Raw genomic sequence first — 17,178 nt, 5'->3', positions numbered from 1 at the left:
TCTTAGCGGGAACTTTACATTGATGACGCCATTAGAATGGAGGGGACGACAATGAGACCTAAAACAATTGTCTGGCTTGTACTGATCATTGCCGCAATTAATTTACTGCTCGGCATTTTTATACCGGAATCACCGACACGGACGACAATCAGTACGATTTTATTAGGCGTGATTCTGCTGTTAGGGGTAGGATATTTCATTACACTGCGTCGATCTTCTAAATGAACAAGCGATCTCCCTGGCTGGATGTTTCAGTCAGGGAGACCGCTTTTTTTGATGGATCAAGAACACAATAGGTATGAAGGAATATTCTAAAAAATCTATTTTTATACATATTTCCGACACAAAGGTGGATTAAATGTAAAAATTGCACAACTTTCGGGACGTATGACCCGCGACTAAAGTAATGAGAAGTGTAAATAATGTGCAAAATACGCATAATATTCGTATTCGAATATTTGGAGGGGGTCTAAGGTTATATGATGATATCAATAAGCCATATAAAAATATTAGGAGGTCATTAATCATGAACTTGAAAAATAAATTAGGTCTTGTTGTTGGCGCACTTACTTTAACTGCTTCAATCGGATTAGGATCGATTGGAACTCATAATTCAACTGACGTAGCAGGCAACGGACTTCCGTTAGAATATTCAGTGAAGCGTGACGTAGCAGGCAACGGACTTCCGTTAGAATATTCAGTGAAGCGTGACGTAGCAGGCAACGGACTTCCATTAGAATATTCAGTGAAGCGTGACGTAGCAGGCAACGGACTTCCGTTAGAATATTCAGTGAAGCGTGACGTAGCAGGCAACGGACTTCCATTAGAATATTCAGTAAAACGAGTTTAAGTTTTAGAAACGATATATTCTGCTTTTGCAGTTTTTATAATTTTTTTATATTCGTCCATATTCAATAAATCAAACAAGAAATAAGCTTTTTCATAAGTTTCGGATATGGTTTGTATATCAGAATTTAACTGTTCTAAACAAGCTCCTTTTTGTGAAAATAATTGACCTAGTAATGACATGTCCTTAAAGTTTAGACTTTGGTCAATAGCATCCTCTATTAGTTTTAAAGCTTGTTTAGGTCTTTTGAAATCTAACAATATTTTTGAAAAATTATATGAAATTCTTATTTTATCTATTAATAAGTCATCACTGTCAAAATTAAGATTCATAATTTCTTCATAGACATTAATACTATGTTGATAGCTTTTGTTTTCAGAGTATAGGTTAGCGATAGCTGACTTTATTCTGATTAACATAGTAGGTGAATAATGAATGGTCGAGTATTTATCAGATAATATTTGTAACTCTACTATACAGGTTCTATAGTCAATTTTATCTACTCTATAAGCACATAAGTAATGATAGTACTTATAGAGTAGAGTTGACTCTAGATCAACGTTATTTTTTCTAGAAAGAAGTATATGTTTACTTTCTTGATAAATGTTATTAAATTCTTGGTTTCTGAATTTTGAAAGCAAGTACTCGTCTAACAGACGAAGAGAGTTTTGCTGCTCTGTATGGTCTAAAAAAACGGCTATCGGAACTTGTAATCTCCGAGATAACGCAAACAACAAATCAACCGTCGGTGAATGTGTGCCGCTCTCAATCTTACTGATCTCCGCTTGGCTACAAATCCCGTTCGCTAGATCCTTCTGCGTCAAGTTATGCTTCTTGCGAAGACGGCGAAGGGCGAGGCCAATCTGGGGTGACGTGAATTGATCCATGGGTTCGGTCCTTTCTATCAAGTGGATTCGACTACGTGTCTATCTCCTTATTATAGAAGTGATGCCCGGACAAAACCAACTTTTTACTGTGATAATTCGTCAACGATTTTGATTATCCATTCTAAACGGAAGAAAGGGGTATTTCCTATGAATCTCATTTTTAAAGAATCGCGACGTACGATTTCATCTTGTGGCTGGTGTTTAAACGCTTCTACGGTTACGGTCGCACCCTTGGCTAGTCGGGAGATGGAACGCGTCAAACCGGTGACGAAACGTCGCACTAAAACATCTTAAAAAACGTCCATTAACGGCGTGGCTTCATTCCGTTCGTTACGGTTTGAAGCCATTTTTTTACACACTCAGATGAAAGGAGAATGAACATGATTGGACTTACTGTACTCGCTGAGAGTGAAGGCTGGCTCCACCAGCTTGAACCGACAGCGGACTTCATCGCTTTTTGTCAGTCGCATCGTTTTTCGTTCGATCATTACGATTACAATGTGCACACGTTTCTTGATTTACTGGATTATATGGATTTTCAAGAATTTGAACACTATTTGTTCATTCTTCGGGGGACCGGCGAACGGACGATGCGACTCGTCGCCTATCTTCAACAACGGATGCTGCATGTCCAGTTTCATTTGATTAATGACCGGGGGGACGTTTTGTTTGGGGATCCGTATTTTTTAGACGGCATCACGGTACCGTTCGAAGAACCGCTCGCTGACTCACAACCGATTGCCTTACAAGATGCCTTGATGTCTTTATTCACAGGTGTCTATCCGGACGCGACGTCCCGTCATCCGCAACCACTCCGGCATATTTACGCAGAAGAGACGAGTCTACTGAATTCCATCAATCCGGCACTATTCGATCAGATGACGATCAACAGCTTACTGTACATCGACCAACCGACACGGCACGATTTACCGGTCATTGAACTGATGAGCCGCGTTCCGGTCTTGGTCGCCTTCTCGGATACCCTGTCGTTCGACATCAAGGCACACCTTGCCGTCGTCAGTCGAACGGCAATAGAAGCTGCCTTCGAAACGTGGCAGACGACGAGCCGCGTACCGAACCCGGGACACTATATGGGGATTCTCGATTATGCGACACTCACCGGGATGACCGTGTCTCATCGGCTATTTATTTTTAAAGACGGCGTCTGTGCAGATTACGGAAAACAAATCTGCTTGAGCGAGCTTGAAGAGATTGATATTTTCCAGTTGCGTCATCGTCAACGGGAGACATTCGCACCGATCGCGCCGCACCTTCAACTCGCGTTGTATCCTTTACTGTATCAGCTGGCATCGGCCTTCTTGACCGAAAGTCAGTTTGTCACTCCATACACCCAGTTGGATTTACCTCGGACGGCCGGAAAGCTCGGTCCCTTGACGATGATTGGCATTCAAAATCGCGAAGGGGCATTCGTGTTCGAACTGACGACGAACCAGCTGTTTGAAACAGATGAAGTCTTTTTATGGATTTTAGAAGCCGATCAAAAAGACCGGTTCGATGTATTGCCGGAACGCCTCGGTTCTGATTATGAAACAGCCATTCAAGCCTATAAGGAGTTGATGTATCATGGGTGACGTACCACTCTTTGGACCATTTTCACGAAAAGGAAGTTATTCGAGAGTGACCGTGCTCGATGATTTCAACGCAGATAACCGTTTCATGCGTCTGCATCAGGAAACGATGCAACTGGCAGAAATCGATGAATTGACATTTTATCGCCGGTATTTAAATCGGAATGACCGTGTCCTCGTTTATGGAACGTTTGACCCGGGCTTGTTCAACACGTTATCTGAGGAAGGATATGACTTGTATCTCGTCGAACCGGAAGCCAGCCGATTGAACGGAATTTCTTCACGGTTTATGCATAAGGTATACGGTCTTAGTTATGATTTAATCGACGCTGTTGGGTATGAAGCATTTGAGAAGCTGATTTTGCCTGGGACGACGGTTGCCCGGTATTCACGCGGCGAATTACTGTTGTTTTTCCGAAACATCCGCCAGCTTCTGACGACAGATGGTCAACTGTTAGTGAATGTTCATAATGCCAAGCATTTAAAGCAACAGACGCAACCAATCGCTTCGAAACGTGTGAAGGACTGTGCTCTGTTCTATGGACAGAAGGTGGAAGGGGAGCGGTTGATACTAAATCTTTACCTGAAATCTGATCAGGATGAGAAAGTCAGTTATGCCGTCGAGCATCTCTATGAACCAACCACTCTCTTTGAATTCGCGAAACTGTCGAAATATGCAGGACGTACACTATATGCAGGGAAAACCGTACACATCTTAGAATTTGATAAATTAGGATGAATTTCAACAGGGGGCAGATTAATAATCTGCTCCCTTGTTTTTGTTTAAGGATTAAAGTACAGATTAGACTTTTTAGTAAAGAATGATTAAAAAAATATTTTAAATATTAGTTTGAATGGGTCTAAAGTCAGGGTATTATTTAAATTAGTTCATCACCTAAGGGCAGCCATCATGAAATTCGGAGGATTAATACGTCATGGATAAAAAAATGGCACAATCACGGACTATGCAAGCCAGCTGTTTTGAATTCATCTCTACCTTATTTCCGGAAGAAACGTTTCAATTCATGGAAGAGCAAACCGTTCCAGATGCATTCGGTCAAATCGGCACATATTTGACGTTTAAATCGAAAGAGCGGGAACTAAAATTTAGCTTCGTTGAACAAGCCCACCAAAAGTTCGAACGGGTTTTTCTTGCAGAAAAGAGTAAAGAGTCTTCTTTTTTTAGTCGGTTGCTAGAAGCCACATATGAAGAGGGAACGTTGTACATTCATCATATCGTCAAGCCGGATTGAACTAAAAAAACACGATGAGAAGTGCACGGGAATGGCTCCTGTCTACTTCTCATCGTGTTTTTTAGACTTCGATTGATTCGAGACCTTGCTGTAGAGCTTGATTGACAGAGGCAGCCATCTCTTCACGGACTTCATGTGATAGTAACCGACCGTTAAAGTAAACTTCGTTCGAGAGTGTGAGGTGGACGAGTATATCTTCGAGGACAAACTTAAAGTCGATTGGTTTCGATGATTCGAGCGATTGGCTCATAAAATCACTAAGGGTCGGATGCTGGACGTGTTCTGGATCAATCAAATCAATCACAGTCGTGTTGAGGGCGATGGCGAGCCGTTCAAGTGATTGTGTGCTTGGCATCCGTTGCCCGCGTTCATAGGCAGAAATCGAGGTCGTCGATTCACCGCATCGCTCAGCGAGATACTTTTGTGTATACTTGTGCTGTTTTCGTAGTTGCATGATTTTTTTCCCGAGAGCTCGGTTCATGTTATAGGTTGTCAGACGCTCAAGACGTTAGTCAGGAGAGGGACATCCTTCACCTCCTTTTTTTAGGATGTAATCGATTTATCGAACGAGTAGCTAGGAAGTGGGTAGGAATTATATATGTTTATCTGTGAATCACAATTCCTACTTCTCATAGCACTGCTATAGTACTAAATAACCACTTCTAGTATATCGCAAACCTATCAAATGTAAAAAAAAGTTTTTTAGTAATTCAAATTACATAATTATGTAACTAAAAGGATGTCTAAACAGTATGTGTTCCATTGATTCACTGAGAAATTCAAGAAGAACTCATGGTATTCTAGAAGCGTGTTGAATAAGGAGGACGAGTTATATGCGTAAAATCCCTTGGTCCGGTTACATCACCTTGGCTATTCTGATTATTTTATTTATTTCGAGTTCGATGCCGTATGAAGAACAATCGTTAAAGCCCGGGCTGTCCCGTTATTTTAATTTGGATTTTGTGGAGGCGTTTCGCTTCATCTCATTTGATTATCACGGAGAAGTCAGTGTTGAAGCGCTTGGTGCATCCGGTTTTGTCGAATTCTTTATTCGAAAAGCAGCACACTTATCGATTTTCATTGTACTCGGGTTTGCCTTGGTCGACTTGACCGTTCGCTTGTTGCGTCCCTATGTATTGGCGGGTTTATTCGCCTATACGTTGGCAATCACGATTGCTGTCTTTGATGAATTCCATCAAATTGTAACAGGCGGACGAACCGGGTTGATTCAGGATGTCTTATTAGATGGTACAGGTGCGTTAATTGGTATTGTATTGTATCGATTCATTCGGAGAAAACGTCGAGCGGAGCAACTGATTAGACTGTCTTGAGACTTTTGTCGCAGTTCAACGTTTTTTTTTAGAAGGAATCTTGTCTAGCAAAAGCGAATCCTTTAGGAACATCATACAAAAAGGAGCGGACAACATGAAGAGACCTCATCTGTTGATTACGAGTGCCGGTCGTCGTGCGAAGCTGGTCGAATACTTCGTTCAGGAGTTTCAGGAGGGGGCGGTCAGCGTCGCAGACTGTAATCCACTTGCACCGGCACTCTATATGGCACCGAATCACCATATCGTCCCGAAGATTGATCAGCCGGATTACATCGATCATTTATTGGAACTGTGTCAACGCGAGCAGGTGACGGCCCTGTTGTCGTTAATCGACCCTGAACTCGAGTTGCTCGCGACAGCGACGGAACGGTTTGCAGCAATCGGTGTCACGGTCATCGTTTCTCCGCCATCGTCGTGTCTGCTTTGTTTTGATAAGTACGCGATGTTCGAGCACTGTACCTTGCAAGGCATCCCGCATGCAAAAACGTATCATGCCCTCACGTCGTTTCGTGAAGCGGTCGCACTCAAGGAAGTTGGTTTTCCGGTCTTCGTCAAGCCACGCAATGGGAGTGCGAGTATCGCCGTAAGACGCGTCGAGACATTAGAAGAAGTCGAACGATTATTTGAACAGAGCCCCGGCTTGATCGTGCAGGAATTTCTTGACGGGCCTGAACTCGGCGTCGATGTCTACGTCGATCTACTGTCTCATGAAGTCACGTCCATCTTCATCAAAGAAAAATTGGCGATGCGAGCCGGAGAGACGGATAAAAGTCGCTCCGTCCTCCGGACCGTTGTATTCGAACTCGTCGAGCACGTCCTCGCCGGTTCTGGACTGGTCGGTCCGCTCGATTTCGATATTTTCGATGTCGACGGAACGCTCTATTTATCTGAGATCAATCCCCGCTTCGGCGGCGGGTATCCCCATGCCTATGCATGTGGTGTCAACTTCCCCGCTCAAGTCTGGCGTAATCTATGCGGGCTCGTCAATCAACCGCATATCGGTCACTATCAGGAAAACCTCTACATGATGAAGCACGATACGCTGACGCTCGTATCGGCGGCACAGTTTGAACAAACGAAATACTAAAAAAACGGAGGATGGCTCCTACGTCGTTCCGAAATCTTAGTGATGGAAGCGTGAACATGCTGAAAGCGAAGCTTTGAGCTGTGCCGTAGGGAAGAAAATTCATGCAGATATTTAAACGCGTGTTCCGTCCCGCATATAAAATAAAACGCCGATGTTTCCGTTTTTTCTACGGAGCCATCGGCGTTTTCGATTTGTCTTTTTCTCGTTCCTGATGTCTTGATACGTCTCTACGTTATACATACGAAAGCTTTGATCTCTTTTGATCCAGCCCCGTTTTTAAATGGAATTATGAGAGCGAGACACGGGAACGCTTGAGGCATTGAACAGCGGACGTCCAGCTTCCGAAGAGGGCATTGATCGTCGAAGTGCTCGGGACAGATTTTCCTTCAGCCCACTTCCGGTAATGGATGATGCTGAAGGAAGGAAGTTCAGCTTGCGCTTGTTTTAAGGCGTTGAGCACATCTTCTTCGACCCATTTCCGGCGGGGAGGCGCGATATCGAGGCACGCGAGGGCATCGACCCACGAGCCGTATTTTCGGGCAATCGTCGCGACCGTCGGATGCCCATTTTCTTGCGCCCAAATCGAATAGGTTTGGGTCGTCAGACGCGGGAGGACGTCCGATGCTTCGAGGAGCGCATTGATGATGCGTTCTTCCGTCATGCAGACGGAGCGTGTCATCTCGATATGTGCTTCCTCAAGGGCCCGTGACCATGACCCGAAACGAAGGTTGATTAACGTTAAGGAAGGACCCTGTTTCGCTTTCGCCCATTCACGATAACTGTTGCTATGAAACGGATGAAGGCGGTTCGAGGCTTCTTTGATGAACGTCAAGATTTCTTCATCGGAAAAGTAGGGACGAATCGATGAAAGTCCTGCTGCATGCAATGCTTCGCGCCATGAACCGAAGACGTTGATGATCGTCGTGATCGAAGGTACTTCTTTAGTACTGGACCAGCGGGCATATGTTTTAGCGTCTAACGCAGGTGAGGCAAGACTTGCCTCGACCAAACTATCGATCACTTGTTGTTCTGTCCATTTCTTCATGATGTCATACCCCTTTCGTGTAGGTGTTCGTCTAGGTGTGGGTACTGTCTGTTGGTGTGTCGCGACGGAATGTCGCGTATGCGAGTAGACTGAGCCAGATGAAATAAAAGCCGCCCGGTCGAATCAGGATGCTTTCTGTAAACTGAAGCAACAACAACCAGAAGATGAGCAGTAGTAGTGTGAGCGACTCGACGTCATCAAAACGATAATTCCGAATTAAACGAAATAAGATGAAACTAAAACATAACACGTAGAGGAGTAACCCGATGATGCCGAACTCATAGAGGAAAACGATCGGCGTACTGTGAAACGTGTAAAGGGTCTCTTCTCCCAATTGCTCAGATAAGCCGGTCGTTGCGGCGCCAAAACCATGACCGACCCAAAAGCGATCTGCTGAAGCTGCGAGTCCCGCCTGCCAAAGATCGAGGCGACCATTCAAACTGACTAAACGGAGGAGGAGTCCCGGCTTTAGCGCCAGGGCAGCAAGCACAATTGCGATTCCGATGATGTAACAGGCGCTGACCTGAAGACGTAGTCGCCGCGAAGGTAACAATAGAACGGTCGTCAACAAAGTGAGTAGAAAAAAAGAATAGATGCCCGTTTGCGAAGCACTTGTTAACAGCCCTCCGCATATCAATGCCAGCGAAACGCTGGAGAAGAAGAGACGGCGCCAGGCACTCGTCGTGATGGAACGGAGGACCGCAATCCAAGCAATCAATCCACCAGGAACAAGCCAAGCAGCAAATGCGTTCGGATTGTTCGTCAAGCTAGCTAAGCGTAGAAAGCTACCTTGCTCCCCGACATAGAGTTGTGGAAGCGCAATCGGACCAATCCGTAACCACTGCAAATTATCGATTGGGATGTAGGATTGTCCAAACGAGACGAGCAGGGCGTAACTGGCTAAGAATAGCGCTTGATAAAAGAGAATGAGAAATAAGAAACGGTGCCAGTGAGTGAAAAGCGGAGAAGAGAGTGATAGGACGATGATCAGAAACATCCATGTCGTCAAAAGAAAGAAGAGTGAAAAAGGTGCATCCGTCGCAGGACGAGAGAAAAAAAAGACAGTGTGTAACGTCAAATAACTCAAAAAGACGAGGATGAGTCGATGCGAACGAGACCGGAACGGAAAGTATAACGGACGGGACACGATATAAAAAATGAGAAAGAGTAACGGGTATAAAAAGACGGTCACGACGTTCCAATGCTCCGGTAAGACTTCATCCGTAAAGCGTAACGGACGCGTCCACAAATCAATCGTCACAAATAGCAATAGGATGAATAAGACAATCGATTCAGGTATATTGACGGATTTTAACATCATTTCTAAAGTCTATCCACCCTTCATATAGGACTTATTACCGATTATGCGACTTTTTAATCATCAAATTGGTATTTACCCGTAAATAAACGATATTTATGCGGATAAGATGAATGTTTTTGAAGAAACGACGATTATTTTTCTGTGAATCGTCTTTTTTTCGTGAAACGATATTTTTCGATGATGTAATGATACGCATGCACAACGACTACTGAAAAAAAACTAATCATTTCCACCAAGCTCTAATTGTTTTGGTAGTCGTTTGGAAATAAGGTGAAGTCATAACCAATGACCCTCCGACGTTCAAGGTAAGAAAGGGGTGAACCATGTGAATACCATGCATCAAAAAAGAACATTCGCAGACCACTTGATGACATTGAAAAAGGGCTGGTGGATCCTCATCGTCTGTGCCATCTTGTTTGCGGGTGCCGGTTACCTGATCAGCACGTACGTCATTAAACCTACGTATGAAGCAACAGCTTACATCCTCGTCGTACCGCAAAAGAGTAGTGACACGACTTCCTCGACGTCACTCGTCAGTACCTATCAAGATATTCTTCGGAGTCCGGAAGTCGTCGATCAAGTCGCCCAAAAGATGGGTGTGACCGATAAACGGCTATTCGATTTAACCGATCGCTTGACGGTGTCGAGTAACCTTGATTCTCAAGTCATCGCCTTATCGATTACAGATGGATCAGCTGAACAAGCTGCCATCCAAGCGAACACGATGACAGAAGTGTTCCAAGATTACCTGCCTCAGTTGATTGATACGAGCAGTACGGAAGTTTTCTCGACGGCACGGATTCCGACGAAACCGATGTCTCCGAACATCTTGATGAACACGGCGATCGGCGGTGTACTCGGGTTGATGTTCGGCTTACTAATCGTCTATTCCCGTGTACTAGGAAAGAAGTCAGCAACTGAATCAACGAAAGATGATGCATCCTATCCACAAGCCGTCAGCCGTCCACACTCATGATTCGGGGAAGGAGGAGCAGTCATGCAAGCACCACCATTGCATCAGTATCGTCGCCATATGAAAATCGGACTTTTACGCGGGGTCGACGCACTGATTATCGCCGCCGCAACCGTCGTCACCTTCTACTTCTTCAATCCCCTTCACCTGACCGTTCAGTTCGATTTACGGAATGCGATTGAAATCGCATTGATTCAATGGGTCGCCCTAACACTCGTCGCCCACTGGATGCGTTTTTATCAAATCGTTTGGCGTTATGCGAGTCTGAGGGATTTAGGTGTCCTCCTGTTTGTCGTCGTCGCCAGCAGCTTTGTCTTACTCGGACTCGAGTATGCCTTGTTCGACTTCGCCGTCGAGCGCGCCGTCTTCCTGCAAACGGGACTTGTCCTGAACGGTATCTTATTTGTCCGCTTAGCGATTCGCGGACGGACGCTTCAACTGAAACGGGACCGGACGCTCGGTAAACGCACGTTAATCATCGGGGCCGGAGCTTCCGGACAGATGATTACGAAAGAGTTAAAGCAGAAAAAAGCGCACATCTTGAACGTCGTTGGTTTACTCGACGACCTCGCAGAACTCAAAGGGATGCGCATCCACGGCGTCCCCGTCATCGGAACGATCGAGCAACTTGAATTCATCATCGAAGAACAGAAAATCGAAGCGGTCGTGCTCGCGATTCCTTCCTTATCCTACACGGAGCGGGTCGCTTTACTCAATCGCATCAAACAGACGAAGGTCGAAGCCCACACGTTACCGATGCTCGTCGAACTGGCGTCAGGAAAAGTATCAATCAATCAAATCCGCGAAGTCTCGATCGCTGACTTGCTCGGTCGTGAACCGGTCGAACTCGACATCACGGAAATCGAACGAAGCGTCAGCGGGGCGACCGTCCTCGTGACTGGAGCCGGTGGATCGATTGGCTCAGAGATTTGTCGTCAGTTGATTAAATTTAAGCCCGACCGACTCATCCTCCTCGGACATGGCGAGAACAGCATCTACTTGATTCGCCGGGAGCTCGAATGTATGACCGATGGTACGGTCCTTCATTCCGTTATCGCGGACGTTCAGGATTTAGAACGACTGAATGAAGTCATGGGACGGTTCGAACCGGATCTCGTCTATCATGCGGCAGCCCATAAGCACGTCCCGTTGATGGAAGATAATCCACGCGAAGCCGTCAAAAATAATATTTACGGGACACGCAACGTCGCGCTTGCGGCGGAAGCAGCACACGTCAAACGATTCGTCATGATCTCGACTGATAAGGCCGTCAATCCGACGAGCGTGATGGGGGCGACGAAACGGATTGCCGAGATGGTCATCCAGCAAATCGCCCGCAACAGTGAAACGACGTTCGCCGTCGTCCGTTTCGGAAACGTACTCGGCAGCCGTGGTTCCGTCATCCCGCTCTTCAAGGAACAAATCGCAAAAGGCGGACCGATCACCGTGACGGACCCGGCGATGACGCGGTACTTCATGACGATTCCGGAAGCGAGTCGGCTCGTCATCCAAGCAAGCGTCCTCGCAAGCGGAGGAGAGGTCTTCGTCCTTGACATGGGAAAACCGGTCAACATCACGACGCTTGCAAAAAATTTGATTCACTTGAGCGGTTTTACGGAAGAACAGATTCCGATCGTCTACAGCGGCATTCGAAAAGGCGAGAAGCTTTATGAGGAGTTACTCGCAGAAGAAGAAGTCCATGAGGAACGGGTTTTCGAGAAAATTCTAGTTGGGAAGACCCGGCCCTTCGGCTCCGTCGAACCGTATCTTCGGGAAATCAATCGTTGCCTCGACGATGAAGAGGCGCTTCGGACGTACCTGCTCGGTGCGACGAATGACAGCCGCCCGGTCGCGATGCCAGAAGTCGTCCGGATCGCGCGAGAATGAGAGGTGAGATAAATGAAAGCACCGCGGCAGTTATCACGCTTTAACTTGATCTTCATTGCCGATACGGCCTATTCCTTACACCAATGGATGATTTTGACGCTCTTAATCAAATGGAGCACGCCACTCAACATCGGTTATTTCAATTACGCTCTCGCCTTGACGGCCCCGATCGTCATGTTTTGTTGGCTCAATGCCAGCACGATTTTGACGGCGGAACGGGCCGGGCTGAAGAACTTCACCCTTTTCATCAAAACACGGTTCTTCCTCTTGACGCTCGGCGTGTTCGTCTTACTGATCGTCTATTATTTCTTCGGTGAAGCGGATATCTTACTGTTGACGTTACTCGTTTATCTCAATAAATACATGGAATCGTTCGCCGATCTCTCGTACGGCTTCCTCCAAGGACACATGGCGTTCAAAGAAGTCGCGTTATCGAAGATTTTCAGAAGTCTGATTAACGTCTCGGGTGCAGCCTTGATCCTCTTTACGACCCATTCGATTCACGGATTCGTCCTCGCGATGATTGCTGGGAACTTAATCATGCTGATCATCTACGATTTACCGACCGTCTGCCGGATTGGACAAGGGTTTGAAAATATCACGATGAGCGATCGCTACCAAACGGGCCGGCAATTGTTTTTCAAGGCCGTCCCGCTCGGATTTGTTGCCTTACTCGTTGCCTTGAATGCCAACATCCCGCGTCTCTTCGTCGGTCAAACAATTGGGACGGAAGAACTCGGTTACTACGCGAGTATCGCTTACTTACTCGTTTTAGGTAGCTTGTTCATCCACTCGCTCGTCGCCGTGCTCTTACCGAATTTTTCGTCAGAGACGGGCGAACGACAAAGCCTTCCGGCACTCCGGAAGCTGACACGCTCGATGCTGCTGATGACAAACGCGGTCGGTGTCCTGTTGATCATCGGGGCCATCTTCTTCGGAAAATGGGGGTTGACGATTTTCTACAATGCTTCATTCGTGCAGTACCATACGATTTTCGTCTTGATGATGGTCGCTTCGCTCTTTTTCTATAATTCGACCGTCATCCAAGCGTTACTAACGGGATTCCAGCAATTTCGTATCCAGACGCTTGCGATTTTCGGAAGTGTCGCCGTCAATCTGATTGCCTGCAGTTTCTTGATTCCACTGTATGGGTTATACGGTGCGACGACAGCTTATGCGTTATGCGCCGTCACGCAAATCGTCTTGTTGGTGCCAGCGCTCTACCGGGCGCTCTATCCGCGGAACTTGCCGCTCGCGATTGAACAAAGTAGCTAAAGGAGGGAAAAAGATGTGGCCAATCCTCATTCTACTGATCATCGAAGCATTGCTCAGTCAACTGTTGCGGCCGCTCTTTTCGACACCGGAAAGTTATATCACGTTGATGCTAGTCGGCAATTCCATCTTGATGCTCTGGTATTTGCTCAAAAACTCGGAGACGACGCCATTATTTCTCGTCTTCGTCACCGCCTTCATCGTGCGTCTCGGGTTGATGTTCGTCGATTTTGAGCTGTTTCGGCTCCCGCCACACAGTGGGGATGATACGGAGGCGTTCCATCTCGAAGGGCTGCAAATCTATCTTGATCCAGCGATGTTCAACGAAGTCGTTCGCGGGAGTTACTCGAAGTTCCTCGGCATCTTCTATCTTGCATTCGGACCTGAACGGATCTTGGCACAATACTTTAACGTCATCCTCGGCGTCGTCGCCGTCGTCATTCTCGCGAAAACGCTTCGGCTGCTCGGTCTGCCGATGCGAGTCGTGTTTCTGTCGACGCTGTTATTTGCCTTCTTCGCCCAAGGATTGCTGCTTTCGCCGATCCTGTTACGCGATCAACTCGTCGCACTCGGTATTGTCTATACGCTCTATTACATGGTGCGCTGGACGATTGATAAGTCGGGTGCTTCCTTGGCACTGGCCTACCTCGCTTACTTCGTCAGTACGATTTTCCATTCCGGTCTCGCGATTGGAATCGTCGTCTTATTGGTTTATTTCTCCTTTTATAATTATGCGACCGGTCGGATGGATTTCGAAGCTTCCAAAGTACAGCGGTTGGTCATGCAAGTCCTGATCGTCGGCTTCATCGTCTACAGTTTTCAGGATGTCTTGTTCGCAAAATTCACACACGTCTCGGAAAACGGTCAATTGTTTAGCGGGATGAGTTATGACCGTGGTGGATCGGCTTACTTGAACGGGTTGACTGTCACGGGACCACTTGACATGATTCTCTATTCACCGCTTCGGATGATTTATTTCCTCTTCTCACCGTTCCCGTGGCAATGGTCCAGTGTGACGAACATCGCCATCTTCTTCTTCGATGCCGCCGTTTATCTCCTGCTGTTCGCACTGACAATCCGGCACTTCCGCTATTTGAAACACCATCCTTACGCTGCTGTTTTATTGTTCATGTTGCTCCTCTTCATCGTCAATGCACTCATCTTTGGTCTTGGGACAGGAAACGTCGGAACGGCAATCCGTCACCGCTACAAATTGTTTCCGATGCTCCTGATCGTCTACACATCGATTCATTATATTCGCTACCAGGCGCTTCACCACTTTGAGGAGGTCGAACAACGTGCAGAATAAAACGATTTTAATCACCGGTATCGCAGGGTTTATCGGGTTTCATGCCGCTCGTCGATTTTTAGCGGAAGGGTACCGTGTCATCGGACTTGACGAAGTCAACGATTACTACGACCCGGCGTTGAAAGAGGCGCGCTTAGTCGAACTCGATCCGAGACGCTATACCTTTTATCGTGTATCGCTCGAGGATACAGCAGCCGTCGACGCCATCTTCGCGAAGGAACAGATTGATCTCGTGCTTCATCTCGCAGCACAAGCGGGTGTCCGCTACAGCATCGATCGACCGGACGTCTATATCACATCGAACATCGTCGGCTTCCTGTCGATTCTCGAAGCCTGTCGCCATCATCCGGTCGAACAACTTGTCTATGCTTCTTCCAGTTCCGTTTACGGCTCGAACACGAAGATGCCGTTCGTTGTTACGGACGCCGTCGACCATCCGCTCAGTCTCTATGCCGCTTCCAAAAAAGCGAACGAATTGATGGCCCACACCTACAGCAGTCTATACGGCATCAAAACGACGGGGCTTCGATTCTTCAGCGTCTATGGTCCGTGGGGACGCCCGGATATGGCGTTGTTCAAATTCACGGAAGCGATCGCGAACGGTCAACCGATTGATTTATACAACTACGGTGAGATGGGACGCGACTTCACCTATGTCGACGACATCATTGAGAGCATCTATCGGTTGTTACAGACAGAGCCGGTCGCTGATCCGTCCTTTGATAAAGCAGCGCCACAGCCAGACCGGAGCTTCGTTCCATACCGGGTCTTCAACATCGGCAGTCACAGTCCGATCCGCCTGAACGAATTCGTCGCCTTGATCGAACGGCGTCTCGGGAAGACGGCGATCAAACATGGTATGCCACTCCAGGCAGGAGACGTCCCGGAAAGCTTCGCTGACGTCACGTCGTTATTCGAGACGATCGGTTACCGGCCACGGACGACGGTCGAAGCTGGCGTCAATGCATTCATCGATTGGTATGAAAGCCATTACCAGCTGAAGGAGGAGGTCCAAGATGGCGCTTAAGGAAGACCTTTATTATAAGTCTCCGATATTTATTCAGAATATTTTGACATCCATTTACGGCAAAAAGCTGATGCATGAGCGGTACGGGGCCCGTTATGAACAAAAACTGATGCAATTACGTGAAAAAGACCGGTCGCTTGACTATCGCGTCGAACAACTTGAACGTTTGAATGCGTTTCTCTTGTTCGTGCAACAGCATACCCCGTACTACCGGGAGCTGTTTCGACAGCTCGACATGAAACTTCCGCTGACGTCACTCGATCAGTTGGCGCTGATTCCGGTCCTTGAAAAAGAAACGTTACGGCAGCAAAACGACGAATTCATGTCAGAAGTCGACGCGCCGGTCCGGGGGCGGACGGGCGGGACGAGCGGGAAGTCACTCCAGGTTGCTTTCATGCGCGAGGACATTCAAGAACGAATGGCACATCTCGATTACTTTAAGGAACAGCATGGGTTTTACGGCGGGATGCCACGGGCGAGTTTCACAGGACGGACCTTGACGGCAGTCGATCAGAAAAAGCCGATCTTTTGGCGGATGAATCGTCCGCTCAATCAATTGCTGCTCTCGATTTTTCATATGAAAGAAGAAAACTTTCCCGCCTATATCGAGGAATTGAATCGTTTCCGACCAGTCGCATTAGACGGGACACCGACGGCGATGGTCGAAATCGCCCGTTATTTACTAAAAAATAAGATTCAACTCGACTTTAAAATCGTTGCCATCTTCCCGACGTCAGAAACGGTGACAGAAGAAATGCGATCGATTCTCGAGGAGGCATTCGTCGCACCGGTCTTCGATCAATACGGTTCGTCAGAAGGCGCTCCGATCATTTCTGAATGTACGCACCGGAAGCTGCACCTGCACCATGAGACCGGCATCATCGAACCATACGGACCGGATGGTGAAGTCGTCGTGACGTGTTTTACGACACGGGGGACCCCGCTGATCCGTTACCGGATTGGTGACCGCATGACCCTCAGTCATGAGACGTGTGGATGTGGATTGAACGGACCGGTCATCGCCTCGATTGACGGACGGGGGACGAGTTTCATCGTCAGTGAGAAGCGGGGCAAGGTCTTTGAAGGTGATATCACGACGATTGCCCGCGAATTACCAAACTCGGTCTTACGACTTCAAGTCGAACAATACGCACTCAATCGTGTCACACTGCGTTACATTCCGGACAATCAGCGTTTCCAACCGAAACATGAAAAGATTTTATTGAACGAGATGCGCAAATTGCTTGGACCGGATATGTTGATTACGCTCGAGCCCGTCGAACAAGTCAAACAAGAACCGAATGGAAAAACATTGATCGTCAAACAGTCGATGAAATAGGAGGAATCCAT

The 17,178-nt window shown here is 47.1% G+C and carries 18 protein-coding genes; 14 read left to right on the top strand and 4 right to left on the bottom strand.

All coding sequences use genetic code 11. From position 1 onward, the window contains the following. Positions 1–51: 51 nt before the first annotated feature. Both KNP88_RS05695 and KNP88_RS05690 read left to right on the top strand, forming a co-directional pair. Complete coding sequence (locus KNP88_RS05695; RefSeq protein ID WP_167331091.1) at positions 52–225, top strand: hypothetical protein; 174 nt, start codon at positions 52–54, stop codon at positions 223–225. Between the two features lie 301 nt (positions 226–526). After that, a complete protein-coding gene (locus tag KNP88_RS05690) occupies positions 527–850 on the top strand; it encodes a hypothetical protein (RefSeq protein ID WP_214892749.1) in 324 nt (107 codons plus the stop codon). Here the strand turns inward: KNP88_RS05690 and KNP88_RS05685 are convergent. Further along, complete coding sequence (locus KNP88_RS05685; protein ID WP_214892747.1) at positions 847–1,734, bottom strand: helix-turn-helix domain-containing protein; 888 nt, start codon at positions 1,732–1,734, stop codon at positions 847–849. The genes KNP88_RS05690 and KNP88_RS05685 overlap by 4 nt on opposite strands. A gap of 147 nt (positions 1,735–1,881) precedes the next feature. Here KNP88_RS05685 and KNP88_RS05680 point away from each other — a divergent pair, with 147 nt between their 5' ends. The 4 genes from KNP88_RS05680 to KNP88_RS05665 all read left to right on the top strand — a co-directional run bounded on the left by KNP88_RS05680 (position 1,882) and on the right by KNP88_RS05665 (position 4,576). Then, positions 1,882–2,028, top strand: a complete 147-nt coding sequence (locus KNP88_RS05680) for a hypothetical protein (RefSeq protein ID WP_157898498.1) — start codon at positions 1,882–1,884, stop codon at positions 2,026–2,028. A gap of 86 nt (positions 2,029–2,114) precedes the next feature. Next, positions 2,115–3,326, top strand: coding sequence for a hypothetical protein (locus tag KNP88_RS05675; RefSeq protein ID WP_214892745.1), 1,212 nt, complete (start codon positions 2,115–2,117; stop codon positions 3,324–3,326). Beyond that, positions 3,319–4,062, top strand: a complete 744-nt coding sequence (locus KNP88_RS05670; RefSeq protein WP_214892744.1) for a hypothetical protein — start codon at positions 3,319–3,321, stop codon at positions 4,060–4,062. Before KNP88_RS05675 ends, KNP88_RS05670 begins: the two co-directional genes overlap by 8 nt. Before the next feature lie 196 nt (positions 4,063–4,258). Further along, positions 4,259–4,576, top strand: coding sequence for a hypothetical protein (locus tag KNP88_RS05665; protein WP_214892742.1), 318 nt, complete (start codon positions 4,259–4,261; stop codon positions 4,574–4,576). A gap of 61 nt (positions 4,577–4,637) precedes the next feature. Here KNP88_RS05665 and KNP88_RS05660 read toward each other — a convergent pair whose 3' ends face one another. Next, positions 4,638–5,057 carry a helix-turn-helix domain-containing protein gene (locus tag KNP88_RS05660; RefSeq protein WP_214892740.1) on the bottom strand — a complete coding sequence of 140 codons (420 nt, stop codon included), beginning with the start codon at positions 5,055–5,057 and terminating at the stop codon, positions 4,638–4,640. Between the two features lie 352 nt (positions 5,058–5,409). Between KNP88_RS05660 and KNP88_RS05655 the strand changes: the two genes are divergently transcribed. Together KNP88_RS05655 and KNP88_RS05650 are read left to right on the top strand one after the other, a co-directional pair. Beyond that, the gene (locus KNP88_RS05655; RefSeq protein ID WP_088837891.1) at positions 5,410–5,907 is read left to right on the top strand and encodes a VanZ family protein; all 498 of its coding nucleotides are present in this window, start codon (positions 5,410–5,412) and stop codon (positions 5,905–5,907) included. 94 nt (positions 5,908–6,001) lie between these two features. Further along, on the top strand, positions 6,002–6,994 hold the full coding sequence (locus KNP88_RS05650; RefSeq protein WP_214892738.1) for an ATP-grasp domain-containing protein: 993 nt from the start codon (positions 6,002–6,004) through the stop codon (positions 6,992–6,994). A gap of 286 nt (positions 6,995–7,280) precedes the next feature. On the opposite strand, the gene KNP88_RS05645 is transcribed toward KNP88_RS05650, so the two are convergent. Together KNP88_RS05645 and KNP88_RS05640 are read right to left on the bottom strand one after the other, a co-directional pair. Next, positions 7,281–8,039, bottom strand: coding sequence for a homing endonuclease associated repeat-containing protein (locus tag KNP88_RS05645; RefSeq protein ID WP_029331624.1), 759 nt, complete (start codon positions 8,037–8,039; stop codon positions 7,281–7,283). Between the two features lie 31 nt (positions 8,040–8,070). Continuing rightward, positions 8,071–9,360: an O-antigen ligase family protein gene (locus KNP88_RS05640; protein WP_251137134.1), complete on the bottom strand. Its 1,290-nt coding sequence runs from the start codon at positions 9,358–9,360 to the stop codon at positions 8,071–8,073. Between the two features lie 334 nt (positions 9,361–9,694). On the opposite strand from KNP88_RS05640, the gene KNP88_RS05635 reads away from it, so the two are divergent. Genes KNP88_RS05635 through KNP88_RS05610 form a run of 6 tightly spaced genes read left to right on the top strand, consistent with a single transcriptional unit; the run spans position 9,695 to position 17,167 of the window. After that, entirely contained in the window at positions 9,695–10,336 is a 642-nt protein-coding gene (locus KNP88_RS05635; RefSeq protein ID WP_251132218.1) for a YveK family protein, read from the top strand. Positions 10,337–10,357: 21 nt separating this feature from the next. After that, complete coding sequence (locus KNP88_RS05630; protein ID WP_088837887.1) at positions 10,358–12,220, top strand: polysaccharide biosynthesis protein; 1,863 nt, start codon at positions 10,358–10,360, stop codon at positions 12,218–12,220. A 12-nt stretch (positions 12,221–12,232) separates the two neighbouring features. After that, on the top strand, positions 12,233–13,495 hold the full coding sequence (locus KNP88_RS05625) for an oligosaccharide flippase family protein (protein WP_214892736.1): 1,263 nt from the start codon (positions 12,233–12,235) through the stop codon (positions 13,493–13,495). Between the two features lie 13 nt (positions 13,496–13,508). Further along, on the top strand, positions 13,509–14,801 hold the full coding sequence (locus tag KNP88_RS05620) for a hypothetical protein (RefSeq protein WP_214892734.1): 1,293 nt from the start codon (positions 13,509–13,511) through the stop codon (positions 14,799–14,801). After that, positions 14,791–15,828: an NAD-dependent epimerase gene (locus KNP88_RS05615; RefSeq protein WP_214892731.1), complete on the top strand. Its 1,038-nt coding sequence runs from the start codon at positions 14,791–14,793 to the stop codon at positions 15,826–15,828. The genes KNP88_RS05620 and KNP88_RS05615 overlap by 11 nt, the downstream gene beginning before the upstream one ends. Then, the gene (locus KNP88_RS05610; protein ID WP_214892728.1) at positions 15,818–17,167 is read left to right on the top strand and encodes a phenylacetate--CoA ligase family protein; all 1,350 of its coding nucleotides are present in this window, start codon (positions 15,818–15,820) and stop codon (positions 17,165–17,167) included. The genes KNP88_RS05615 and KNP88_RS05610 overlap by 11 nt, the downstream gene beginning before the upstream one ends. The last annotated feature ends 11 nt before the right edge of the window (positions 17,168–17,178 follow it).

Origin of the sequence: Exiguobacterium sp. H66, from assembly GCF_018618705.1 — a bacterium.
In the GTDB taxonomy this organism is placed as follows: Bacteria; Bacillota; Bacilli; order Exiguobacteriales; family Exiguobacteriaceae; genus Exiguobacterium_A; species Exiguobacterium_A oxidotolerans.
Note: the sequence above shows the minus strand (reverse complement) of the source record. Positions and strands in the feature narration are given on the sequence as shown.